At 52.6% G+C, this 22,385-nt stretch carries 21 protein-coding genes and 2 tRNA genes; 10 read left to right on the plus strand and 13 right to left on the minus strand.

From position 1 onward, the window contains the following. Window positions 1-44: 44 nt before the first annotated feature. On the minus strand, window positions 45-395 hold the full coding sequence (gene hinT, locus ACQ66Q_RS04300) for a purine nucleoside phosphoramidase (protein WP_430455663.1): 351 nt from the start codon (window positions 393-395) through the stop codon (window positions 45-47). Window positions 396-461: 66 nt separating this feature from the next. On the opposite strand from hinT, the gene ACQ66Q_RS04305 reads away from it, so the two are divergent. After that, complete coding sequence (locus tag ACQ66Q_RS04305) at window positions 462-2,285, plus strand: M61 family metallopeptidase (RefSeq protein WP_430455664.1); 1,824 nt, start codon at window positions 462-464, stop codon at window positions 2,283-2,285. 51 nt (window positions 2,286-2,336) lie between these two features. On the opposite strand, the gene ACQ66Q_RS04310 is transcribed toward ACQ66Q_RS04305, so the two are convergent. Both ACQ66Q_RS04310 and ACQ66Q_RS04315 read right to left on the minus strand, forming a co-directional pair. Beyond that, entirely contained in the window at window positions 2,337-3,191 is an 855-nt protein-coding gene (locus ACQ66Q_RS04310) for a 6-carboxytetrahydropterin synthase (RefSeq protein WP_430455665.1), read from the minus strand. 72 nt (window positions 3,192-3,263) lie between these two features. Continuing rightward, complete coding sequence (locus ACQ66Q_RS04315) at window positions 3,264-3,521, minus strand: hypothetical protein (protein WP_430455666.1); 258 nt, start codon at window positions 3,519-3,521, stop codon at window positions 3,264-3,266. A gap of 159 nt (window positions 3,522-3,680) precedes the next feature. Here ACQ66Q_RS04315 and fabA point away from each other — a divergent pair, with 159 nt between their 5' ends. Then, window positions 3,681-4,193 (plus strand): 3-hydroxyacyl-[acyl-carrier-protein] dehydratase FabA, encoded by a 513-nt coding sequence (fabA, locus tag ACQ66Q_RS04320; protein WP_430455667.1) that lies wholly within the window; start codon window positions 3,681-3,683, stop codon window positions 4,191-4,193. A 79-nt stretch (window positions 4,194-4,272) separates the two neighbouring features. Here fabA and rmf read toward each other — a convergent pair whose 3' ends face one another. From rmf to rlmKL, 5 genes are all read right to left on the minus strand, one after another. Then, the gene (gene rmf / locus ACQ66Q_RS04325) at window positions 4,273-4,455 is read right to left on the minus strand and encodes a ribosome modulation factor (RefSeq protein WP_377242831.1); all 183 of its coding nucleotides are present in this window, start codon (window positions 4,453-4,455) and stop codon (window positions 4,273-4,275) included. Between the two features lie 266 nt (window positions 4,456-4,721). After that, complete coding sequence (locus ACQ66Q_RS04330; protein ID WP_430455668.1) at window positions 4,722-6,425, minus strand: DUF3466 family protein; 1,704 nt, start codon at window positions 6,423-6,425, stop codon at window positions 4,722-4,724. Between the two features lie 12 nt (window positions 6,426-6,437). Continuing rightward, entirely contained in the window at window positions 6,438-8,354 is a 1,917-nt protein-coding gene (uup, locus tag ACQ66Q_RS04335; protein WP_430455669.1) for an ATP-binding cassette ATPase Uup, read from the minus strand. Window positions 8,355-8,370: 16 nt separating this feature from the next. Continuing rightward, the gene (locus ACQ66Q_RS04340) at window positions 8,371-8,607 is read right to left on the minus strand and encodes a glutaredoxin family protein (protein ID WP_430455670.1); all 237 of its coding nucleotides are present in this window, start codon (window positions 8,605-8,607) and stop codon (window positions 8,371-8,373) included. Continuing rightward, the gene (rlmKL, locus tag ACQ66Q_RS04345; RefSeq protein ID WP_430455671.1) at window positions 8,607-10,727 is read right to left on the minus strand and encodes a bifunctional 23S rRNA (guanine(2069)-N(7))-methyltransferase RlmK/23S rRNA (guanine(2445)-N(2))-methyltransferase RlmL; all 2,121 of its coding nucleotides are present in this window, start codon (window positions 10,725-10,727) and stop codon (window positions 8,607-8,609) included. Before rlmKL ends, ACQ66Q_RS04340 begins: the two co-directional genes overlap by 1 nt. 228 nt (window positions 10,728-10,955) lie before the next feature. Between rlmKL and ACQ66Q_RS04350 the strand changes: the two genes are divergently transcribed. Both ACQ66Q_RS04350 and ACQ66Q_RS04355 read left to right on the plus strand, forming a co-directional pair. Continuing rightward, window positions 10,956-11,032: transfer RNA gene (locus ACQ66Q_RS04350), tRNA-Met, on the plus strand. Window positions 11,033-11,087: 55 nt separating this feature from the next. Beyond that, window positions 11,088-11,164, plus strand: a tRNA-Met gene (locus ACQ66Q_RS04355). A gap of 417 nt (window positions 11,165-11,581) precedes the next feature. Here ACQ66Q_RS04355 and ACQ66Q_RS04360 read toward each other — a convergent pair. After that, window positions 11,582-12,424, minus strand: a complete 843-nt coding sequence (locus tag ACQ66Q_RS04360) for an AraC family transcriptional regulator (protein WP_430455672.1) — start codon at window positions 12,422-12,424, stop codon at window positions 11,582-11,584. Window positions 12,425-12,531: 107 nt separating this feature from the next. Between ACQ66Q_RS04360 and ACQ66Q_RS04365 the strand changes: the two genes are divergently transcribed. From ACQ66Q_RS04365 to ACQ66Q_RS04375, 3 genes are all read left to right on the plus strand, one after another. Then, window positions 12,532-13,095, plus strand: a complete 564-nt coding sequence (locus ACQ66Q_RS04365) for an acyloxyacyl hydrolase (protein ID WP_430455673.1) — start codon at window positions 12,532-12,534, stop codon at window positions 13,093-13,095. A 10-nt stretch (window positions 13,096-13,105) separates the two neighbouring features. Continuing rightward, on the plus strand, window positions 13,106-13,537 hold the full coding sequence (locus ACQ66Q_RS04370) for a hypothetical protein (protein WP_430455674.1): 432 nt from the start codon (window positions 13,106-13,108) through the stop codon (window positions 13,535-13,537). Between the two features lie 88 nt (window positions 13,538-13,625). Continuing rightward, window positions 13,626-14,189: a hypothetical protein gene (locus tag ACQ66Q_RS04375; protein WP_430455675.1), complete on the plus strand. Its 564-nt coding sequence runs from the start codon at window positions 13,626-13,628 to the stop codon at window positions 14,187-14,189. Between the two features lie 34 nt (window positions 14,190-14,223). On the opposite strand, the gene ACQ66Q_RS04380 is transcribed toward ACQ66Q_RS04375, so the two are convergent. Both ACQ66Q_RS04380 and ACQ66Q_RS04385 read right to left on the minus strand, forming a co-directional pair. After that, window positions 14,224-15,384, minus strand: coding sequence for an RsmB/NOP family class I SAM-dependent RNA methyltransferase (locus ACQ66Q_RS04380; RefSeq protein ID WP_430455676.1), 1,161 nt, complete (start codon window positions 15,382-15,384; stop codon window positions 14,224-14,226). 102 nt (window positions 15,385-15,486) lie between these two features. Beyond that, the gene (locus tag ACQ66Q_RS04385; protein ID WP_430455677.1) at window positions 15,487-16,458 is read right to left on the minus strand and encodes a GlxA family transcriptional regulator; all 972 of its coding nucleotides are present in this window, start codon (window positions 16,456-16,458) and stop codon (window positions 15,487-15,489) included. 166 nt (window positions 16,459-16,624) lie between these two features. Here ACQ66Q_RS04385 and ACQ66Q_RS04390 point away from each other — a divergent pair, with 166 nt between their 5' ends. The 3 genes from ACQ66Q_RS04390 (at window position 16,625) to ACQ66Q_RS04400 (ending at window position 19,747) form a co-directional block, all read left to right on the plus strand. Beyond that, window positions 16,625-17,098 carry a rhodanese-like domain-containing protein gene (locus tag ACQ66Q_RS04390; protein WP_430455678.1) on the plus strand — a complete coding sequence of 158 codons (474 nt, stop codon included), beginning with the start codon at window positions 16,625-16,627 and terminating at the stop codon, window positions 17,096-17,098. 67 nt (window positions 17,099-17,165) lie between these two features. Continuing rightward, window positions 17,166-18,332 (plus strand): chromate efflux transporter, encoded by a 1,167-nt coding sequence (gene chrA, locus ACQ66Q_RS04395; protein WP_430455679.1) that lies wholly within the window; start codon window positions 17,166-17,168, stop codon window positions 18,330-18,332. Between the two features lie 125 nt (window positions 18,333-18,457). Next, window positions 18,458-19,747 (plus strand): serine hydrolase, encoded by a 1,290-nt coding sequence (locus ACQ66Q_RS04400; RefSeq protein ID WP_430455680.1) that lies wholly within the window; start codon window positions 18,458-18,460, stop codon window positions 19,745-19,747. Between the two features lie 16 nt (window positions 19,748-19,763). On the opposite strand, the gene ACQ66Q_RS04405 is transcribed toward ACQ66Q_RS04400, so the two are convergent. Continuing rightward, the gene (locus ACQ66Q_RS04405; RefSeq protein ID WP_430455681.1) at window positions 19,764-20,882 is read right to left on the minus strand and encodes a dipeptide epimerase; all 1,119 of its coding nucleotides are present in this window, start codon (window positions 20,880-20,882) and stop codon (window positions 19,764-19,766) included. After that, window positions 20,869-22,323, minus strand: a complete 1,455-nt coding sequence (locus ACQ66Q_RS04410; RefSeq protein ID WP_430455682.1) for an SH3 domain-containing protein — start codon at window positions 22,321-22,323, stop codon at window positions 20,869-20,871. Before ACQ66Q_RS04410 ends, ACQ66Q_RS04405 begins: the two co-directional genes overlap by 14 nt. Window positions 22,324-22,385 lie beyond the last annotated feature (62 nt).

Raw genomic sequence — 22,385 nt, forward strand, 5'->3', positions numbered from 1 at the left:
TGTAGTGAATGCACGGCATATTGCCAGCAAAAGATGCTGTTGAATCAGCGCGCCAGCATCGGGCCAAGTGCCTTCCCACCAACCAGATGCATATGGAGATGAAACACTTCCTGTCCGCCGTGTTCATTGCAATTGACAATTAACCGGTAGCCGTTCTGGGCAATGCCGGCTTCAGCTGCCAGTTTGCGCGCAACAGTAAACAACCGGCCAAGCGCAGCTTCATGTTCAGCTGCGACATCGTTCGCGGTTGGAATTAATACGTTCGGAACGATCAGGATATGGGTCGGAGCCCGTGGGTTGATGTCGCGAAACGCAGTGACCAGTTCGTCCTGGTACAACACCTCTGCCGGGATCTCACGACGGATTATTTTACTGAAAATCGTTTCTTGTGCCATTTCAACTCCTTATTGCGTGGCGTCGGCGTTATAATCCGACAAAACAGGATGCAGGAAGTATATGTGATGACTGAAGTCCGTTACCAGCTGGAACTGGCAGATTTAGCCGGCCATTATATTGATGTGACAATTGATTTTGCGCCACAGCCACAACAACCAGTGATCTTGGCGTTACCCGCCTGGATCCCTGGCTCGTATATGATTCGGGATTTTGCCCGCCACTTGCTGGATATTCGCGCCGAAGACGCTGATGGGGTATTGCCGCTCACACAGCTGGACAAACAGCGCTGGGCGCTAACGCCGGGGCAGCTGCCAGTGACCGTGCGCTACCGGGTTTACGCCTTTGACCTTTCGGTGCGGGCAAATTTTCTTAGCAGCGACATTGCCGTGATTAATCCGGCCGCTACTTGTCTGCAGGTACAAGGTCTGGAACTGCAGCCGCATCACATCAGCATCTCGCGCGGTCAGGCTCCGACGCACTGGCAACTCGCCACCGGATTACCCCGCAGCGCAACTACCGCAGCGCTGGCGTTTGGTGATTATCTGGCCAATAGCTATGCGCAGCTGATTGACAGCCCGTTACTGGCTGGCGCGTTGGATATCGCCAGTTTTGAGGTCGACGGTATCCCACACCATTTAGTGCTTTGCGGTGCGGTGGCCACCGACAGCCAGCGTATTGCCGCAGATCTGTTGCCGCTGTGCCAGGCACAAAGGCATGTATTTGGCGCCCTGCCCACTGATTTAACCGAATACTGGTTTCTGACCTGGGTCGTAGACAACGGCTACGGCGGCCTGGAACATCGCAACTCGACTTTATTGCTGTGCAACCGGTTTGACCTGCCCAATCCCCGATTACCACAGGAATACACTGAGGAGTATCAGAATTTCCTCGCTCTGTGCAGCCACGAGTATTTCCATACCTGGTGGGTCAAACGGGCGCGTCCCACGCCGTACCTCGATTATCAACTGGCTGGCGAACAATACAGCACGCAACTGTGGCTTTATGAGGGTTTCACTTCATATTATGACGACTTAAGTTTATTACGCACCGGTAAGCTCAGTCTGGAACAATATTTGACAGGTTTGGCCAAAACCATCAGCCGGCTGCAACGTGCGCCGGCAAATACCCGGCAAAGCCTGGCCGACAGCAGCTTCAACGCCTGGACGCGGTTCTACCGTCAGGACGAAAATGCCGCCAATGCGATAGTCAGTTATTATGCCAAAGGCGCACTACTGGCGTTTTGCCTCGATGCCGAACTCCATGCACTCGGCCTGACGCTGGATGGCCTGATGCAGCGCTGCTGGCAGCAATATGGTGCGCCGGAAAGTGGCAGCGAGGACTCGACGTTCTTTGCTGTGCTGGCGTCATATAGCCAGTCTGATGCGCTGGTGGCAACAGTGCAGACTTGGGTAAATACTGCGGCAATATTGCCGTTGGCGCGCGCGGCAGAAATCTTCGGCATACATTTGAGCTGGCGCCAGCCGGAACATCCATTTGACCTCAGCGGCGACAAGTCGCTGTCATTGCCCTCAGCAGAACCCGGTTTTCTGTTTGAAGGCGTCGCGGAAGGCCTGAAGCTGACCGCGGTTCGTAATGGCACCGCAGCGCATCAGGCTGGCTTTAGCAGTGGTGATCTGTTGATTGCCGTCCAAGGTCTCAAAGCCAGTGAAAGTACGCTGAAACAGCTATTGAGCCGCGCCAGCGTCGGCGATGTACTGCAATGCCATCTGTTCCGCCAACAACGTTTGTTGCAGCTTGACCTGACTTTGTCACCGGCCGCCGCCACAGTCGCCGTGTTAAACCCCGTGTCACAGCGGACCGCCTGGCCTGGCATTCCATGGCAGCAAGAAGCTGACGAGCCAGACCAAAGCGGCACAGTGTCAGCATGAAAAAAGCCCGCGTTGAATGCGGGCTTTGTTTTGACTAGCATTTGGCATCACTTAGGCAAAAGCAATGGCGCCCTTGCCGACACCTTCATACGCGACGACTTTGTATGGCGCATTCTCCATTGCTTTTAAACAGCCTGCGATATATTCCGCCAGACATTCCACTGTGGTGTCACAAGGGACAATCTCGCAATGAGCAACCGGTAAGGCGATCTCGAACCAACCTTGTGGCGCCTGATAGCGGAAAAAATGGCTGTCTGGCTGCGGCTGAACCCACTGGCAGCTGCCGGCACTGACCTGATCTTCGGCAGTACCCAGGTAGATATCGCTCCAGCGTTCACTCCACAGTTTGTTCAGCCGCGGGCTTAACATATTGTGTTGATAAATTTCGATGGTAGAGCGATGACCATGCGCGATGCGCTGGCAATTGCCATCGTGTTTTTTCAGGCCATGGCTGTAGTGGTAATAAAAACCATTCGATTTTTCCGGTCTGAGCACAAAATTCAGCTGCTCAACATTGGCCGGCAACAGCGGTTTAATTTGTTGCTGCAGGAATTCAGTCAGGCTCAGTTCGGTAATTTGCTGCGCTGGGATCGCCACGTGCGCTTCTGCTGGTGATGCGATCTGGATTGGCCCGCGATCGCTGTCCATTTGCAGTAATTCTGTTTGATCGATTTGGCTGCAACGGATCACCGGGTTCAGCGCCGGGTATGCCAACTTATGATCGACCAGGCTGTCGATGGCTTTTTTTATCAGCTTTTTGACATGAGCAAAATCCAGAACCATTGAGGTGGCATCCAAGCCACCGTGCAGTTCGACATCAACGATAAAACTTTCGCCAAGCAGGCCACGCTGCGGACACAGGTAAGAGAAATCGATGACAGTTAAATCGCGGACAAACAGGATCATCACAACACCTATGGCAGAAAAAGGGATGGCATTATAGGGCAGAACCACAGCAGATGTCACAATTTGCGCTGTTTAGCGTTTATGTTCGTTTAACCAGCTATTTAACAACCCCACTTGCCCGAGTTTATGCGCCGCATACATCAGTCGGATCGCGTTGCTCAGTAACAGGCTGTCATTCCATTCGGTTTTATCCACTATTTCCTGATAACAGGCCAGCGCCTCGGGCGTCAAATAACCACGCAGTTCCTTTTTCCCGGACTGGCGTTGTTTTTCGCGGTAGCGTTGCTGTTTTTGTGCATTACTGAGCGGGGTCTGGTCTGGCTTGCTCATTTGCGACGTTTCTCTTTGATCTGTGACGGGAACGAGGTGTCATCTGACTGACGCATGATGAAATTAATCTGTTCCCTGCGTAGAAAGCGACTAATCGGACTTGTTTAGCGTACAGCTGTTCGCTAAAGTGATCCGGCATTTTTTTTGGACCTAACATACATGACTCAGAATAGCTTTACAAAAGAAGAATTAATCGCGTGTGGCAAAGGTGAATTATTTGGTCCTGGCAACAGCCAGCTGCCAATAGACAACATGCTGATGATTGACCGGGTGCTGCACATTTCTGAGGAAGGCGGCAAATATGGTAAAGGCCAGATTGTGGCCGAATTTGATATCCATCCTGATTTATGGTTTTTCGCCTGCCATTTCCAAGGCGATCCGGTGATGCCTGGTTGTTTAGGTCTGGACGCGATGTGGCAACTGGTTGGCTTCTTCCTCGGCTGGGCTGGTGGGCCAGGTAAAGGCCGCGCACTGGGCGTTGGTGAAGTAAAATTCACCGGTCAAATTCTGCCAACCGCGAAGAAAGTCACTTACACCATTGATATGAAACGAGTGATCAAACGCAAGCTCTTTATGGGAATTGCCGATGGCGTGGTTAGTGTCGATGGTCGTGACATTTACGCTGCAGAGGAATTAAAAGTGGGCCTGTTTCAGGATACGTCCAGCTTCTAAGCAATATCGCAAAGCCTGAAACGACAAACCCCGCGACTGCGGGGTTTGTTCCTCTAAACATCAGTCATCACAGACTGGATTATTGACCTTTGCTAAACAGACCACCACCGCGGTCTTCCATCGCATCGCGATACCCCCCCAACCACTGCGAGCGCGCATCTAAACTCTGATACGGACAAAGCTCTTTTGAACGGCCTGTAACACCAGCACGATAACCTTGGGCATGGGCACGTTCTAAACGATCACGTTTTTGTCTTTTCATACGGCAGTCTTCCTCAACTCAATTGTTCTTCGAAGAAAGCACCAGCTGCTGGGGTGCAACACCGGCGCACATTTAATAGATAGACCTGAGTGCAGAAAGGTTCAAATCAAAATAGCGGATATACTGTTTGACATTCAGTAACAAACTGAACTTTATTGCAATTTGACGACAAAAAAATAAAATTATTTTTTAAATTATTCAGAACCAGCCAGGAAATGCCAAAAACAAGCCCGCTGACGCGGGCTTGTTTCCAATCGAGCGGAGGATTAACCGCGACGGCGGAACCACACGAATGGCAGTAAGGCCAACAAGCCAAACAGACCAAAACTAGCGCCTTGCCGTTCATAAGTTTGCTCTGCGCTGGTATCACAGTTATCGATAGTGCCGTTAGCAATTGGATTTAACTGTACTGCAACTGCGATCTCTTCTTTGAGCACATTGCCTGCACTGTCTTTGATCACTTCACCTTTACTGTCACGACGTTCAACCTCTTTCACTGCAGTGGCGACAATAACATTCTTTTCATTGATGTCCGTTGCAGTAACAATGGTATAAGCAGACTTACAGCTTAATAAGGTATTGATATCTTTGAAACTATTAGCCGCGATATCATAGATAAAACCAACATTGCGACGAGTCGATGTACCGGCTGTAGCAGTCTCGGTTGTCCCTACGATGATATTGTTGTCGTTGATCGCTTCCGGAGCTGTCGAGGCAGATGAAAACAAATCCGCCGGGAATGTCAGCTTCTGAGTGTTGTAATCATAAATAAAGAAACGATTACGATCGACACTGGTAATGGTTTTCACCGCATAACCAGTGACGATGTTTTTATTGTTCACGCCGGTCGCAAAGCTGCTGTTCCATTCTTTGGCATCAATAAATGACTTCAGCTCAGTGCCATCAAAAATAGTTGCGTGGAATGCATGGTAGACCTCATCGCGACCAGAAAAACCCGATGCATAAAAACGAATGTCGTCGCTGTCTGAGTACATGGATGCACCGACAACCAGCCCGAGATCATTCACATCATTTGGCGTGCTGCTGTAGGCAACGGTCGGATAATCAGTGCGGGTATGCGCTTTACCAGAGTTTTTGTCACCCAAGAAGCCAAGAATTTGTGGGGTTCCTGGTTTGCCATTCGCATCCAGTTGCCACACCATGCCGCGGGTTTCATAGCTGTTGGACACGGCGTTACGGTAATAGCATAAGTCTTTTGGTTCTGCTTTGCCGTCACATGAGGCCGCGATCGCCGTTTGTGCCTCTGTGGTCATGGTACTGCTACCATAACCAATCACTTTGCCGTTGTTGTTCAGACCACGGCCGACGCTGTAGCCGCCACCATAGTCGGTGTAGGCAGGTGGTAATGTATATTTGCCTTTGTCAGTGAACACCACGCCCGCCATATGCATAGGCGCTGGAACCCACAGTTGTTGTGCGACCGGATTTGGCGTGGTGGTGGTTGCGGCTGGCGTAAACGACTGTTTAGTGAATGGCGCCGTGGCATAACCAATCATCTGATTCAGATCATTAATACCCAACAGGTATTCGTTATTGGTTTGCACCGCTGCGGTTTCGCGGACCCGCACCAACTGCTTGGTATCGAGACGCGCCGGATAAGTGCCGGCAAAACGTTGCGTTGTATAGAGGCCACTGGCGATCTGCAGGTAATTAGTCAGCACAGACAGCGCTTTCGCGTTGATATTGCCCTTTTTGACCTCTTCAATCTCCGCTGCAGTCAAACTGCCGGTAATAGCTGTACTGGTCAAATCAACCGAATTTAAATCAATAGGATAGTTAAATCTGTTACTTAAATTGCCGACAATCTGGTTGTTATTATTCAGGCCAGCGACAAAACTTGATTTATAACCGTCAACCGGCCCAAGTTCAACGACCTGGTAAGTGGCTGCCTGCCCCGTAAAGGCCACAACGGCCGGTAACATGGCGACAAACAACGGCGAAAATTTCATTCAATTCCCCTGCTACTGCTGGTTTAATGCTTCTAATTGTTCCCAACGCTGATAAGCGTGCGCCAGCTTCGACTCAGTCTGCTGTATTTGGTTCAATAGAGCTGTGGTGACATCGGCACTCTGGCGGAAGAATTCCGGATCATTGACCTGCGTCTGTAAGGCACTGAGCTGCTGATCGAGGTTTTCAATCTCAGCGGGCAACAGTTCCAGTTCGCGTTTCTCTTTGTATGATAACTTCTTCGACGACGAAGCTGAAGCCTGTGCGGCTGATTGCTCCGTTGGTTTTGTAATTATTTGTTCATTCGACGCTTTTTTAACTTCAGTCTTACTTTGTTGCATCTGCTGGTAGGCCAGCACATCGTCATAACCACCGGCGATCTCAACAATCCTGCCTGTACCGGTGAACCACAACGCACTGGTCACCGTGTTATTGACGAATTCCCGGTCGTGGCTCACCAGGATCACAGTTCCCTGATATTGCTGCAGAATATCTTCCAGCAGCTCCAGCGTTTCGACGTCAAGGTCGTTGGTTGGTTCATCGAGGATCAATAAATTGCTTGGTTTGGCAAATAACTTGGCGAGCAACAAACGGTTTTTTTCACCACCGGACAAAGCCCGTACCGGTGTGCGCGAACGCGCCGGTGCAAACAAGAAATCCTGCAGGTAACTGAGCACATGCCGGCTCTGACCGTTTTGCACAATTTCCTGGCGACCTTCAGCGACGTTGTCCTGCACTGTTGCATCTAAATCCAATGCCATCCGGTGCTGGTCAAAGTACGCCACCTCGAGGTTAGTACCGCGTTTGATGTCGCCGCTTTCGACCGGATATTCGTCGAGCAGCACTTTGATCAGGCTGGTTTTACCGACACCATTAGGCCCAACCAGCGCGACACGATCGCCACGCATCAACAAAAAGTTGAAATCCTGTAACAGTGCTTTGCCGCCAAAACTTAAATTCAGCTTTTTGCCTTCAAACACCAGCTTGCCGGATTTATTCGCCTGTTCAATGGCAAAATCGACTTTACCGAGTTGTTCGACGCGCGACGCCCGTTCTTTTCTCAGCTCTTTTAATGCACGGACGCGGCCTTCGTTACGGGTGCGCCGTGCTTTAATGCCCTGACGGATCCAAACTTCTTCTTCGGCCAGCTTTTTGTCAAACAATGCATTATGTTGTTGTTCGACTTCCAGCATTTTAACTTTACGGTCGAGATATTCAGCGTAATTGCCAGGATGAGACGTCAGCTGGCCGCGGTCCAAATCGATAATGCGGGTGGCGACATTGCGGATAAATGCCCGGTCGTGCGAAACGAAAATAATAGCGCCGGCAAATTGCAGCAAAAACTGCTCCAGCCACTGAATGGCAGCAACGTCTAAGTGGTTAGTCGGTTCATCCAGCAACAGAATATTCGGCTTGGCAACTAAGGCCCGCGCCAGTGCCGCTTTTCTGAGCCAACCACCCGACAGGCTGGCGAGCGTCGCATCCGGTGCCATGACAAACTGTTCGCACAGTTGATTAACCCGGGCTTCAAGCTGCCAGCCATCACGCGCGTCCAGCTCACTTTGTAAGTCTGAGAATTCACGCAGTAAGGCTTCGTCGTCGGCGTCAAATTCAGCAGAAATTTGATAAAAACGCTGCAGTTTGTCGGCAAGGTCGCCGGCACCTTCGCGGATAAAATCGGCGATAGTCACATCAATGCGGGCTGGTGGGTCTTGCTCGAGCCGCGCCAGCACGACATTGTTTTCCTTCACGACCTGACCATCATCCAGCGTCTGCTGGCCAGTCAGCACTTTGAGCATCGACGATTTGCCGGCGCCATTGCGGCCAACCAGACAAACCCGCTCACCGGCAAACAAACTAAAGTCGACATGGTCCAGTACCGGGTGAGTACCAAAAGCCAGGCAGGCTTGTTGAAATCTGAGTAATTCCACGCTTAATATTTCCCGTTCACAGCGCTTGCTGTGTGATAAATAACTGCAATGCGGCCGCGTCAAACGGCCATTTTAATTCGGTGGTTTGTGCCGCTCGTTGATAAGTCAGTACCGGGATCTCGACGCGGTACAAGGCAAATGCGGCCGGATCATCAACGATATCAACCAGGCTGAAGTCAGCGCCAGCTGCGCGCAGCAGCGCTTCTGCTTCTTCGCACAAATGGCAACCCCAGGTGCTGTACAACGTCAGCATCAGGCGGTCCGCGTCAGCTCAAAACAGACATGGATCTGTGGGTTGCGCTTAAAATCTTCCGGCAGCGATGCCGCGCTGATGTCTTTAATCAACCAGCCAGCGGCTTCCAGCTCTTCACGGGCGATTTTGAATTTACGTTTGTTATTAGAAAAAATCACTTTGCCATTGGGCGCCACCAGCTTGCTGATCATCGTCAGCAATTTGACGTGGTCACGCTGCACATCCCAGGTGTCTTCCATCCGTTTCGAATTCGAAAACGTCGGTGGGTCGACAAAAATCAGCTCAAACTGGTTTTTGCAATCGGCCAGCCATTCCAGCACGTTGGCCTGGACGAACTGATATTGTTTACCGGCCAGATCGTTAATCGCAAAGTTGCGTTTTGCCCAGTCCAGATAAGTGTTGGACATGTCGACTGTCGTGACACTGCGCGCACCGCCGAGTGCTGCATGTACAGAAGCGGAACCGGTATAAGCAAACAGGTTCAGTACGGCTTTAGCTTTGGCTTGCTGCTGGATACTACGACGCGTCACGCGGTGATCTAAAAACAGGCCGGTATCGAGATAATCCCGCAAATTCACCAGAAACTTCGCGCCATATTCACTGACCGTTTTGTACTGGCCAGCTTTGGCCAAAGCCTGATATTGCTCTTTGCCTTTTTGCTTTTCGCGGACTTTCAGCACTATGGCGTCGGTTGGCACCTGTAGCACCTGTGGCACCAGATTGACGATATCAAACAGTCGCTTTTGGGCAATTTGCTCATCGACATTCGATGGTGCGGCATATTCGTGGATCACAACTTCGCCGTCGTACCAGTCGACCGCCACGTTATATTCCGGGATGTCGGCATCGTACAAGCGATAACAACTAATTTGTTCGCGTTTTGCCCACTTCTCCAGCTGTTTCAGGTTCTTTTTCAACCGGTTGGCAAAAGATTCGCTTTCGGCAAAAAACATTGATGGGGTTTTACTGGTGATTTGCACCTGCTTTTCGGTCAGGTCAAACAAGGTGAATTCACAATCGAGCGGGCCGTTAGCAAATTTGTAGGATTTCAGCTTAGAAAGTTTCAGCGAGCGCAGCAGATCGCTGTTGCTGGTAATAATCGCCAGACGCCAATTGGCATAATGTTGTTTCAGCCGCACGGAAAATTCGCTGTAGACCGGGATCAGCGACGGAATATCGCCCAGACGTTCACCATATGGCGGGTTACAAATCACCACGCCCGGGATTTGCGTGCCGGCAGCGTCTAAAGTAGTGGCATCACCAGATTTAAATTCGATGAATTCTGCCACACCGGCTCGCGCCGCGTTTTGGCGTGCTTTGTCTAGCTGGCGAGGATCGGTGTCAAAACCGATAAATTTGCTGGTTGGCGCTAATACCTGACGCTGACCAAGCGCTTTGGCGCGTAATTCCTGATACAAATTCGTGTCAAAATCACTGTCATTTTCAAAGGCAAACTTGAGTCGCTTCAGGCCAGGCGCTAATTGCCGCGCCATTAACACTGCTTCAATCAACAAAGTACCGCTACCACAAAACGGGTCGACCAGCGGTTGTTGGAACTGCCAGCCAGAGCGGATCAGTAAAGCTGCAGCCAACTGCTCTTTTAACGGCGCTTCGCCCTGCTCTTTACGGTAACCCCGCTGATGCAGCGACGGGCCGGAGAAGTCTTTCAGGAAGTAAAAGTGCTGGCGTTCCATCCGCAGCTGGAAGCGGACATCCGGTTCCAGTCGGCTGACATCCGGTCTTTCACCGAATTTGGCTCTGAACTGGTCAACGATGGCATCTTTCACACGCATCGCGCCGAATTGGCTGTTATCTATAGTGGCATGTTTACCAACACACTCCACCGCCAGGCTTTGGCGCAGGTCCATCTGAGTGGTCCAGTCCAGTTCATTGGCGACGGCATAGACATCAGACTGTTCATTAATAGTGAGTTGATCGAGCTGGCGCATGATCCGGGTAGCGAGGCGCGACCATAAACAGATCTGATAGCCCTGCTCTAACGTTGCCTCAAACCGAACAGCGCCTAGGCTGACTTTACTGACGGTGGCGCCGAGGCTGGTCAGTTCACTGGCCAGTACTTCTTCAACGCCTTTGGAGGTTAACGCCCAGAATTGCAACATAAGAAAATCCACAGCAAAAAAATTGCGCGAAGTATATCAGAAGTTGGTACCGGACTGCCGTCGAATTTGGCTGTTGCATCAGCCAAAGCGCTGTTCAAGCCGCAAATCGATGCTTTAAAACACAAGGTGCTGATAAAATCAGCAGTCAGTGCAAAGTCGCTGTATTTCTGTCAATTGTCGCTTGCTATCGATATCTAAAAGCAATAAGATGCGCCCCGCAATGACGGACGCGGGATGGAGCAGCCTGGTAGCTCGTCGGGCTCATAACCCGAAGGTCGTCGGTTCAAATCCGGCTCCCGCAACCAACTAAATCATTGCAAAACAAAGAATTACATTTACTGCTCAAATGTAATTTTCGGACGCGGGATGGAGCAGCCTGGTAGCTCGTCGGGCTCATAACCCGAAGGTCGTCGGTTCAAATCCGGCTCCCGCAACCAACTTAAGAACCAGCAATCTTGCTGGTTTTTTTGTATCTGCGATTTGGTGTTTCCAGACAATACGAATGTTAGAACCCGACGACGGTCGTCGGTTCGCTCTTCAAAACCCCGGCGGCCCCCGCAACCAACTTAAGAACCAGCATCAAGCTGGTTTTTTTGTATCTGCGATTTGGTGTTTTCAGACAATACGAATGTTAGAACCCGACGACTGTTAGAACCCGACGACTGTCGTCGGTTCGCTCTTCAAAACCCCGGCGGCTCCCGCAACCAACTTAAGAACCAGCAATTTTGCTGGTTTTTTTGTATCTGAAATTTGGTGGCTTCAAACAATACGCTTGGTATCCCGACAATACGCATATCAGATCACGACGACGGTCGTCGGTTCGCTTTTTAAAGCCCCTTGCCTCAATAAACCACTTAAGCCGCCGCTTCTGCCAGCGGGCTTTGTAGTTGTTCCAGCCATTCTTTTGGTGAGACGCCAAAGCGCTGGCGAAACACGCGGTGAAATGCGGCCACACTCTGGTAGCCGACGGCCGGCGCGATTTGTTTCAGTGCATTTCCCGATAACAGTTGTTTGCGCGCCAGTGTCAGACGCCAGTACTGCAGGTATTCGGCCGGGGTCTGGCCGACCACTTTACGGAAATGTTCCGCAAAACGCGCGCGTGACATGCCAGCTTCGAGCGCCATGCTGTCTAAGGTCCAGTCCAGTTGAGGCTGACGATGTAGTGCCGTGATAAGTGTTGCCAGTCGTTTGTCGGCGAGGCCGGCGAACAAGCCCGATTGTGGTGGTTCCACCGCCATGATATGGCGCAGTAACAGGATCAGCAGATACTCCGTCAGGCGTTGCAATGCGGCGTCGCGGCCACAATATTCGGCCTGATTTTCCTGCCAAATCAATGAAATGGTACTGCGCAGCGACGAACAGCCGGACAACGGGATCAAACTGAGATCCGGTAACGCAGCTAATAACGGATTGCCCGCCACTTCACCGCAATCCAACGTAGCGCAGAACAATAACAACGATTGCTGATGGTCAACGACAAACTGATGCGCGCTGCCGCGTGGAATAAACAACAAACAAGGTTCGTTGATGGCATAACGACGATCATTGACTTCTACACTGCCGCTGCCGGCTTCGATCAAGTGCAGATAAGCGCGGCCACTTTGCGGGCAAAACTGTGTTTTCTGACAACTGGTGCCGTGAAAATATACCGATGCCTGAGGTGAAAAATGTGCCAGCAATGGGGTTAATCGATCCATTTTGATACTCTTTGCAACTGATAAAGCACTTATTGCTACCGTTCGTTCCGGATAATAGCAGTCATTCGAGAAAGCGCCAAGTCGCTACTGACTGTAAGGAACATCCAATGACTGCCAACTTCCACCTTCGAATCAACCGCGCAATTTTTAAGGCGTTAGTTCTGACTTTGTTTTGTACTGGTTTGTTCAATATGGCTCAGGCCCAGAGCCGTGAACAGGCGATTGCCATCGATTATCTGCAGGGTGAAGGCGATGTGCAGGGGTTAAAACTGGCGTATCAACATCATGTCGACTGGTTATCCGGCCTGGACCCACGTCTGACCATGTTGTTTGAAGCCAGCGCCAATTTCTGGCGTTACGGCCCAACCAACAGTTCCGACAGTAACGCCGTGCTCGCCGTGTCGCCGGTGCTGCGCTACCCGCTCGGACAGGCGTTTGACCTGCAATGGGACCTTGAATTTGGCATTGGAGTGTCGTTACTGGATGACACGCGTTTTGCCGGCAAAGACGTCAGCACCCACTACCAGTTTGAAGATCGGTTGGGCTTAGTTTCATGGCTGAGCCCCACTGAAAGTCTGACCCTGCGTTATCTGCACTATTCAAACGCAGGCTTTAAACGGCCTAATCCTGGTCTTGATTTTATCAGCCTGTCCTATGGCTGGTATTTCTGAGGAGGCCCAGATGCAACGTTTAGTGCTGGCAAAAGCCATTTTGTTACTGTTGGCCCTGCTCCTGCCGCAACAAGTACCAGGTGCCGCCACCCAGCCGCTGCCGCAGGCGGCCACCAGTTCACAGTGCAGAGAGCCGGTGTTACGCAAGCTTGATCTGGAGTTGCGCCGGCTCAGTCAGACTTTGCAACAAGCGAAAATCAGCGCAGAGTCTGCGTCGCAGCTGCAGCACATCGAAGATCTGTGGCAGCAGCTGTTTGCCCTCAGTCAAAGCCCGGTTTTAAACAAGCTCTATAACCAATATCAGGTTCAGGTGCAGGTCGCTTTACACAGTCACGCTGAAATTTCCCCCCAGAAACAGGCCAGACAAATGACCGCATTGCGCCAGCGCCTGCTAGCCGCGCTCACGCCAGAAAAAAAACTGATTTTCGCTGCCTGCCCTTGAATTCTGCGCCAGCAACGCCAATTGAATAGCTATACGCAGCGCGTTATTGACCGCTGTAGTCCTTTGTCTTGTTGCCATGGAGCTGCCTATGTCTGTTACCCGTCCTTTATTAACCGCTGGATTGGTCTTTTTGCTGACCAGTTGTGGTTACCTCAGTGAAAATCCAAAAACTGCATTGGAGCAACAATGGTTGCAACAAGATCCGCAAATCGCGGAAGCGGTCAAACAAATTCGTGAACAAGGTCTGGCGGCTGTGGCCGGTAGTGCTGAAGCCGGCACAGTAGCAGCTTGTGTCGCCAGCCGGTTGGCGGCAGATCCAATGGGGAAACTCATTACTGTTGAAGGTGCTTTGGTCGAATCCGCCAAAGTAGCGCAATTACTGTCTGACATTGAACAGGTTTTTTCGCAGGAACTCAGTTTTGACAGTGTCGCGGCAATGCTGGAACAAGGTGCGGATGCAGCGGCTTATGCCAAGACGCTAATCGATCAGCAAGGGTTGGAACAAGCGCTTGCGACGCTAAAAACATTGGTGAGCCAAACCCAGCAGTTCGCCAGCAAAGATTTAGGTGGTCATTTACAAGCGTTGATCAGCACGTGCAAAGCCTACGAAGTCAAGGAAACCACACCGGCCGCGGATGCCAGCAAAACCTGATCGGAGCAAATCAAGTCAGTAACAGTCACGCCGGTCAGCTCAGCTCGCTGATCCGGCGTAAATGTGCGGCATAAAATCCGTCAAAACCAGAGGTCGCCGGGCTGATGTGTTGCTCAGACAGCAGCTGAAAATCCGGCCGGCTGGCCAAAAAGGCGTCAATCTGTGCGCGGTTCTCGGATGGAAATATCGAGCAGGTGGCATAAACCAGCTCGCCGCCGACGCAGAGCATTTTGCTGTATCGCTGCAGAATGTCCTGCTGCAAAACTCTGAGCTCCGTCAGACGCATCGGCGCACGCCATTTCGCATCGGGATTGCGTCTGAGCACACCACTGCCACTGCACGGCACATCCAGCAACAAAAAATCCGCTTTGCCAGCCAGACGTTTAATCGTTTTGCTGCTGCTGATCAGGCGGGTTTCAATATTCGCAGCACCGGCCCGGTTGGCGCGCTGCTGCAGATTGTCCAGCTTCCATTGTTCGACATCCATCGCCAATAAGCGGCCTTTGGCCTGCATTCTGGCAGCAAGCGCCAGTGTTTTGCCGCCAGCACCGGCACAGGCATCTATCACGCGGCTACCTGGCTTTACCGGTAAAGCAGCTGCAACGAGTTGTGAACCCGCATCTTGTTGTTCAAACCAGCCTAGTTTAAACGGCTCTGTCTGAAACAAGGCGCCATCGGAAGTGATCTCCAGCGCCGAATCGACCCCATCGACTGCTTTGCTTTGGATGCCGCCCTGTGCCAGGGCTCGTTGCAGCGCATCTCGGTTGGTTTTTAAACTGTTGACCCGGATAAAACGAGGTGCAGCCTGCGCCAGCGCTGCGCGCTCTGCAGGCCATGCAGTGCCAAGTTCGGTGTGACCAAGCTGGTCCAGCCAATCCGGACAGCCATCCTGCATTGCAGGCGGCAGCTGCTGCCAACGCGCTGTGATGTCGCCCGCACCTTGCTGCTGCACTGCAAAATACAGCGCCACAGTGTCCGCTAAGCTGGCGTCAGCACCGGCCAATTGCTGATAGGCATTTAATTTGCGCAGAAAAGCACCACAGTGCCATACCACCTGACTTTGCAAGCCAACCGCCGGCCGCGCTGCGCCAAACACTTGCGCCATCGCCCTTTCCAATTGTTGGTCCTGTTGCAGGACTAGTTGCAGGATGGCGTACAACAACGGTGATGTGGCTTCTTGCTGAACAAGTGACATGAATAATTCCGGCAGGTCAGGCTGCTTAAAAGAGGCGCGATCATAAGAGCTACGTGTCACACTGGCAAGCCCCGTGCTACCAGCCTGCGCTTTATGCTGAGATCAGGCCGGGATCAAACTAACATGCTGTAACTGCTGCTGGCGATATTGACTCGGCGACACGCCGGTCCACTGGGCAAATTGCAACCGGAACGCCGAGCTGCTGGCGAAGCCACAGAGCCCCGTCACAGACTCAACCCGCTCGCCGCGGCTTAACAACAATTTTGCCTGCTCAATCCGGGCTTGTTGCAACCATTGCTTGGCACTTTGCCCGACGCTGTGCTGAAAATGCCGGTCAAAACTACGCCGGCTCATGCCGGCCTGCCGTGCCAATTGATCAATGTCCCAGGGCTGAGTCAGATCTGCCAGTACCGCGTCCAGTACCGCACTTAATGTTTTACTGGCGGTTGATACCGGCAGCTCGATAAATTGCCGTTGCCCACCCTGGCGGCTAAACGGCACTACCAGCCGCCGGGCTGACCGATTTGCCTGTGCTGCACCAAAATCAGCTTCAATTAATGCCAACGCCAAATCAATACAAGCGGCACTGCCGGCAGAGGTAAAGATCTGGCCGGCCTGCACATATAACGGATCGGTATCGAGTTTTACGGTTGGAAACAGCCGCCGGAATGCGTTGGCATATTTCCAGTGTGTGGTGGCGGTTTTCCCCTCCAGCAAGCCGGCATAAGCCAGGATCACCGCGCCGGAACAAAAACTGACCAGACGGGCGCCCCGTGCTGCGGCCTGCTGCAACGCCTGTAGCAAGGCTTGCGGCGGCTTTTCTTCAATATTGCGCCAGCCCGGCAGCACTATGGTATCCGCCAGCTGTAATTGACTGAGATCTGCCGACAAATGTAGCGCCGATCCGTCGCCGAGTTGCAGCACCGGCCCATCGGTGCCAATCACCTGACTTTGATACCACGGCGAATTGGTCCGGCCGTGACTGACAAAAATCTCCACAGCAGCGCCATATTCCAGCATCGACAGGCCGTGATAGGCGCAGATGACCACGCGGTGCGATACTTGGGTTGACATAAATTTTACTCACTGAGTTTGATACGCAGCATTGTGCAGGTGCTATGGCAGGTCAGCAAGCGCCTGGCTGAAAACAGGCGTTCTTTGTCATTTTAGCCAGTGTTATCACTGGACTTACTTTGCTGAAATAGCGCTGTGTTTATTCAACCCCACAGGAGTAGTCCGCATGACCGTATCAAATAGTCAGTTTACAGATACCAAGCCACAGAGCCCTTCTTTGGTTTGTCAGTTCCCGGCCGCAGCAGCAGACGCAGTGATCAGCTGGTTTAGTCAGCGTCTGCAGTTTGAAACCGACTGCAGTGATGTGCACAGTGCGAACGCTAGCGGTGCCGATGATTTTGTCCTGCTGGATGTGCGCGGTGAAGCTGCGTATGCCCAATCCCATGTGCCCGGTGCACTGAACTTGCCACACCGGCAAATCAGCCCCGCGACGTTGCAGGCGCTGCCAGCAGATCGGTTGTTGGTGGTGTATTGCGCCGGGCCGCACTGTAATGGCGCTGATCAGGCCGCGCTGAAAATCGCCAGGCTCGGCTACCCGGTGAAAATGATGATTGGCGGCCTGCAAGGTTATCAGGACGAAGGATTTGCTGTGACAGCACCTGTTGCAACAGGCGTTCAAGCACTGCAATGTGGCTGTTAAGCAACACTGGCATTCCAGCGCCGCTTCAGTAAAAATGCAGCCTGATAGATTTTTCAGGCTGAATTTCATGGCGATTTGTGTCGACATTTTTCTGCAGTTTCTTCGGTTGGGCGCCACTTCGTTTGGTGGCCCGGCGGCGCATCTGGTGTATTTTGAACGCCATTTTGTCGCTGAAAAATCCTGGCTAACCAAAGCGCAATACCAGCAACTGGTCGCGCTGTGTCAGTTTCTACCGGGCCCGGCCTCCAGTCAGGTTGGTATTGGTATCGGTCTGCAACGCGCTGGATATACCGGTGCCTTGCTGGCATTTCTTGGCTTTACGCTGCCATCTTTTGCGCTGATGACCCTGGCTGGTTTGTATGGCCTGCAGTGGCTCGGGGCTTCTGCAATCCAGGGTGCACTTTGTGCGCTGGTCGTTATTGTCGCCCATGCGATTTTTTTGATGAGCAAATCGCTGACGCCGGATTGGCCACGCCGGGCTTTCGCCGTGCTTGGTTTTGCAGTTTTTTTGTCGGTGCAACAACCCGCGCTGCAACTGGGGGTCTTGTTGTTATTTGCCTTAACAGGTGCTTGGTGGCTCCGACCGGCGCCTATTACACCGGCCGCAGTGCCAGCGACCGCCATGCCAAGGTTCGCACAACCCGGACTTATCTTGCTGCTGATTTTACTGGTGCTGCTGCTCGGCCTGCCTGTTCTGGCCATGTTTTACAGCCAGGCGCCGCTTTTGCTGTTGTTCGAACGCTATTTTCAGGCTGGGGCCCTGGTGTTTGGCGGAGGGCATGTCGTGTTGCCACTGCTGGAGCAACAGGCCACCGGCGCCATCGGTCAAACCGAATTTCTCGCTGGTTATGCCACAGCACAATTAATGCCTGGTCCACTGTTTAGTTTTGCCGCTTATCTGGGCGCTGCCGCCGGACACGGCGTCTCGGGCGCTCTGGTGGCGACAATTGCCATCTTTTTACCCGGTGCTTTATTGGTAGCAGCGATCTGGCCATGGTGGCACCGGCTAAGTGCGAACCGCACGCTGCTTGGCGCTGTGGCCGCCGTCAATTGCGCTGTGGTTGGACTGCTGGCTACCGGTTGGTGGCAGTTTGTCGTGCCGCACGCGGTTACTGCCAGCTGGCATTGGTTGTTTATCGGCTGCGGTATGGCACTGGTGCTGCGTGGCTGGTGCTCGCCGGTACTGTTGGTTCCGCTTGGCAGCCTGCTGTTTTTCCTGAGCGCGGCATTGTAAAAGGCAAAACATCGGCGGTTTTGCAGGCTTTTCGTTTTGCGCAGTTGTGTCTCGCAGCTATTCTGGATATAAATTACACAAAGAATAAACTATTCCCTTCATGGTCGTCCGACTGGAGCACAACGATGTCAATTTGCGTAAAACGCGCCCCACTGCTCGGCGCGATCCTGTTACTGCTGAGCGCTTGTCAGACTGTTGACTCCCAACGGGTCGACCGCAGCCAAACGCCACAACCGGCGACGAACACCCGACAACACCAGTTACCAGAACATTGGGTCGTCGAGGCGGCACCGCAGATCGCCGGAACTCCTGATCCATATCGGCTGCAAATTCTATTCACCGAAATTCAGCGCGATGGCGCTGGCCGAGCGGTTCTGCACGAACATCAGTACCGGGCTGATGCAGAATATTTGTATCCGGCGTCGACCGTGAAACTGGCGATCGCCGCGCTGGCGCTGGAATATCTGCAGCAACTGGCTGTGTATGGCGTTACCGCTGACTCTGTGATGCAAACAGAGCCATTGTTACCCGGCGATGTGCTGGTCAATCGCGATGACAGCGCAGCGTCTGGCCTGCCGACCGTGCGTCATTATGTGAAAAAAATCTTGTTAGTCAGCGATAACGACGCGTACAACCGCCTGTATGAATTGATGGGACAGCAATATATCAATGCACGGCTCGCGGCTTTAGGTTTTCGCGATGCACAGATCTTACACCGGTTGGAACGACCGCTGAGTGCAGAAGATAACCGGGCCACTAATGCCATTGGGTTTTACGACGCGACGGGCCGCTTGTTATATCGCCAGCCTGCCCGTGTCGCACCGGCAATGCCAGCACGGCCTTTTACGCCAGTCGGCAACGACTATCTCAAAGACGGTTTACTGCAGGGCAAGCCGCTGGATTTTAGTCAAAAGAACCGCTGGACTTTGTCGCATATGCATCGGTTGACGCAGTTGATTATGCTGCCTGAAACAGCACTCCCAGCCACGCGTTTGCTGTTGTCTGCGGCGGAATTACAGTTTTTGCAACAGCAAATGGCACAGTTGCCGGGTGACAGCCAGGACCCTCGTTATGATCCGGCGCAGTATTGGCCGACTTATGTCAAATTTCTGCTGTATGGCGCTGCTAAAGATATCGTACCCGATCCCCGCGTCCATATTTACAATAAAGTTGGTGACGCTTATGGCTTTTTGCTAGACAGTGCCTACGTGCGCGACGAATGCAGTGGCGCCGAATTTATCCTGTCGGCCGCTGTATATGTCAATCAGGATGGCGTGTTAAATGATGACCAATACGACTATGACACTGTCGGTTTGCCATTATTAAAACGTCTCGGCGAGCTGGCATTGGCGCATGTGCGGGCCAATGCCACGACTCAGAAAAACGGGCAATGCCAGCGCACTACCCGCCCCTAATGCTGCGTTATTGGTTTTAGTGCTGCGTTGGCAGCGCTGCCAAGGGCCAATGCGTTAAGCCCTTCACAGCCTGAATGCCTAAACCTGCGCTGCTATTAAGCGAAATGGTCGGGCCTTCAAAGCGCGTGCCACCGCTGACCGGGTCAAAGCTGGATAAGGTTGGCCCATCCAGATCCAGATAACGGATAGTCTGCGGATAAGCGGCGGCCAGATGTGCGGCCGCGGCAACACTAATCGATGACTCCAGCATAGAACCCAGCATACAGGGTTTGCCGGCCACATCAGCCAACGCCAATATCTGCAGGGCGCCGCTGATCCCGCCGGTTTTCATCAGTTTAATGTTGATAATGTCGCAACAATCCTGCGCCAGCAGCGTCACTACGTCGGCCGGGCTATAGGCACTTTCATCCGCCATCACCGGCGTCAGCACCGCGTCTTTCACCGCTTTTAAGCCGGCAAGATCAGCCGCCGGCACCGGTTGCTCCACCAGCTCTGGCACAATGCCGGCGGCTTCAATCTGGCGTAGCGCGCGGATACTTTGTTTCGCCGTCCAGGCCTGATTCACATCAAGCCGCAGTTTGATATGGCCGGGTACGGCGCGATGAATGGCAAGAACTCTTTCGACATCAAGTTCTGGCTCACTGCCCAGCTTGATTTTCAGCTGTTGATAACCGGCGGCGACGGCGTTGCGGGCGTCCAATACCATGGCTTCAACCGGGTTCATGCTGATAGTCACATCGGTGGTCACGCTGGTGACTGCTCCACCAAGTAACTGACAGAGCGGGACGCCGAATAATTGCGCCCGGACATCATAAAGTGCGATCTCAACCGCAGCTTTAGCGCTGCTGTTGCCGACCACTCGCCGCTGCAACTGATGCAGCAGTGACTGGAAATTGAAGATGGATTGCCCGACCAGCATCGGTTTAAACACCGTGTGGATCACCGCCTGCATCGATTGCAGGCTATCGCCGCTAATAACCAGCGTCGGCGCCGCTTCGCCATAGCCACAAATCCCGTTTTCCAGCTCAAGCCGAACCACTAAATCCTGCACGCTGTCGACGCGGCGTAGCGCCGTAACAAAAGGCGTTTTTAACGGCACTTCTAACAAAAAGGTGTCGATGTTAAGGATGCGCATAGATCTCCCGCGTCAGGCTTTTGATGTTGTATAGCGCTTGCAGATAACTGGTGTGCTGATTGAGCTGCAGCGGCAACAACGGCGTGATACTGACGCCATTTAATTTACTTTGATAATACTGGCCATTGTTGTGGAAATAACTCAGGCCATTAACCGAATGGATGACAAAAAGCTGCCCGTCGTCGGCGCGCCCCAGCACCAGCATCACATGGCCCGGGATCAGCAATAAATCGCCGGTATCGGTTTGACTCAGCGCCTGCGCTTTTTCGGCGGCTGTGGCGTTATCGAGCTGCAGTTCCGCGGCAAAGCGTTGTTTACCGAGGCTACTGGTATTGCGTGGCAGCAGCACACCAAAGGTCTTAAACACTTCACCAATAAAACCGGAGCAATCGCGCGCATTGTAGTCATGACCCCAGCCGTAGCGCTCGCCGAGAAACTTAAATGACTGACGGATGATATTGGCGCGGGTCAGCGGCAAAAAGCCGGTGCGCACATCCTGACTACGCGCAACCAGCGCCGGCTTCAAGGCTAAGGTGCCGTCCGTACGGCGTACCGGTAGTTGCACCACATAACTAAATGCCGGATTCTGGTCATGCACCAGCGCCGGGAAATCTTTTAATAGCGGCAGGCGCACGCCCATATCCAGCGCTACCTCGGATACATCTGGCTGTTCAGCGGTGAAGTTGGTAAACGCCCGTGCACCAGTCACCAGCAAAAAGTCCGGGTTATTGGCAAAATTGAGTGCGGTTTGTTTATCGGTCAGTGCCAGATGTTTAACCTGTAGCCAGCCACTGTAGTGATAATGCCGGACAAAGGCCCATAACCGGTCCTGACTATAATGCAGCACTTGCAAAGGTTGGCCCGGAAACACCGCAGTTTCCTGAAAACGGTCGATATCCGTGTCCATACCATCATTAAACACCCGATCTAAAGTCGGAAAAGCGCGGATTATGCCGCGACTAGTAACGAGTGCGTAAGCGGCCTGAACGCTGGCCCCAGCTTTCGCCCCGCTACTGTCAGCCAAGGTATGCAGCGCCATGGCTTGTTGATAACGCGCAAAGTCCGCCGGCGTGAGTTGCTTGCCATCGGCATAAAACCGCGCCGCTTTGGGCAATCCCGAGCTTTGGTTGATGAGCGTCAGTAATTGTTGTGGGCTGTAAGAACCAGGGGCTTTAGCAAGATCGAGCATATCCGGCAAAGTGCTGAGTAGCTGCGCATTGCTGGCGGCGATTTGTTTTGGCGTGCGCAGGATCTGGTCAGGCGCTTTGCTGCGTGCCAGCCAATAGTCCGGCGCCAATTGCGCCGCGTTCAGGAATGGAATATCGTGCGAACTGGCTGTTGCCGTCGGGATCACCGTGATCACTCCTGTGCTGATGATAAGCAGACTGCAACGCACCAGATTGGACAGCACAGAGCAGTAGCGGTTCGTTATTCCAATCATTCTAAACCTATTGGTGTGTCAGGAATTATTTATTCAAGTATACTGACCCAAGATCAAATTAC

The organism is Rheinheimera sp., from assembly GCF_965283995.1.
Classification (GTDB): domain Bacteria; phylum Pseudomonadota; class Gammaproteobacteria; order Enterobacterales; family Alteromonadaceae; genus Pararheinheimera.

Coding starts and splice junctions, on each gene's coding strand:
- rlmKL (WP_430455671.1), bottom strand. CDS start 10,727: ATGTTGCAATTCTGGGCGTTAACCTCCAAAGGCGTTGAAGAAGTACTG.
- ACQ66Q_RS04405 (WP_430455681.1), bottom strand. CDS start 20,882: ATGCGCATCCTTAACATCGACACCTTTTTGTTAGAAGTGCCGTTAAAA.
- ACQ66Q_RS04375 (WP_430455675.1), top strand. CDS start 13,626: ATGTCTGTTACCCGTCCTTTATTAACCGCTGGATTGGTCTTTTTGCTG.
- ACQ66Q_RS04310 (WP_430455665.1), bottom strand. CDS start 3,191: ATGATCCTGTTTGTCCGCGATTTAACTGTCATCGATTTCTCTTACCTG.
- ACQ66Q_RS04385 (WP_430455677.1), bottom strand. CDS start 16,458: ATGTCAACCCAAGTATCGCACCGCGTGGTCATCTGCGCCTATCACGGC.
- ACQ66Q_RS04305 (WP_430455664.1), top strand. CDS start 462: ATGACTGAAGTCCGTTACCAGCTGGAACTGGCAGATTTAGCCGGCCAT.
- fabA (WP_430455667.1), top strand. CDS start 3,681: ATGACTCAGAATAGCTTTACAAAAGAAGAATTAATCGCGTGTGGCAAA.
- ACQ66Q_RS04370 (WP_430455674.1), top strand. CDS start 13,106: ATGCAACGTTTAGTGCTGGCAAAAGCCATTTTGTTACTGTTGGCCCTG.
- ACQ66Q_RS04340 (WP_430455670.1), bottom strand. CDS start 8,607: ATGCTGACGTTGTACAGCACCTGGGGTTGCCATTTGTGCGAAGAAGCA.
- ACQ66Q_RS04400 (WP_430455680.1), top strand. CDS start 18,458: ATGTCAATTTGCGTAAAACGCGCCCCACTGCTCGGCGCGATCCTGTTA.
- ACQ66Q_RS04330 (WP_430455668.1), bottom strand. CDS start 6,425: ATGAAATTTTCGCCGTTGTTTGTCGCCATGTTACCGGCCGTTGTGGCC.
- chrA (WP_430455679.1), top strand. CDS start 17,166: ATGGCGATTTGTGTCGACATTTTTCTGCAGTTTCTTCGGTTGGGCGCC.
- ACQ66Q_RS04360 (WP_430455672.1), bottom strand. CDS start 12,424: ATGGATCGATTAACCCCATTGCTGGCACATTTTTCACCTCAGGCATCG.
- ACQ66Q_RS04315 (WP_430455666.1), bottom strand. CDS start 3,521: ATGAGCAAGCCAGACCAGACCCCGCTCAGTAATGCACAAAAACAGCAA.
- ACQ66Q_RS04365 (WP_430455673.1), top strand. CDS start 12,532: ATGACTGCCAACTTCCACCTTCGAATCAACCGCGCAATTTTTAAGGCG.
- hinT (WP_430455663.1), bottom strand. CDS start 395: ATGGCACAAGAAACGATTTTCAGTAAAATAATCCGTCGTGAGATCCCG.
- ACQ66Q_RS04390 (WP_430455678.1), top strand. CDS start 16,625: ATGACCGTATCAAATAGTCAGTTTACAGATACCAAGCCACAGAGCCCT.
- ACQ66Q_RS04380 (WP_430455676.1), bottom strand. CDS start 15,384: ATGTCACTTGTTCAGCAAGAAGCCACATCACCGTTGTTGTACGCCATC.
- rmf (WP_377242831.1), bottom strand. CDS start 4,455: ATGAAAAGACAAAAACGTGATCGTTTAGAACGTGCCCATGCCCAAGGT.
- ACQ66Q_RS04410 (WP_430455682.1), bottom strand. CDS start 22,323: ATGATTGGAATAACGAACCGCTACTGCTCTGTGCTGTCCAATCTGGTG.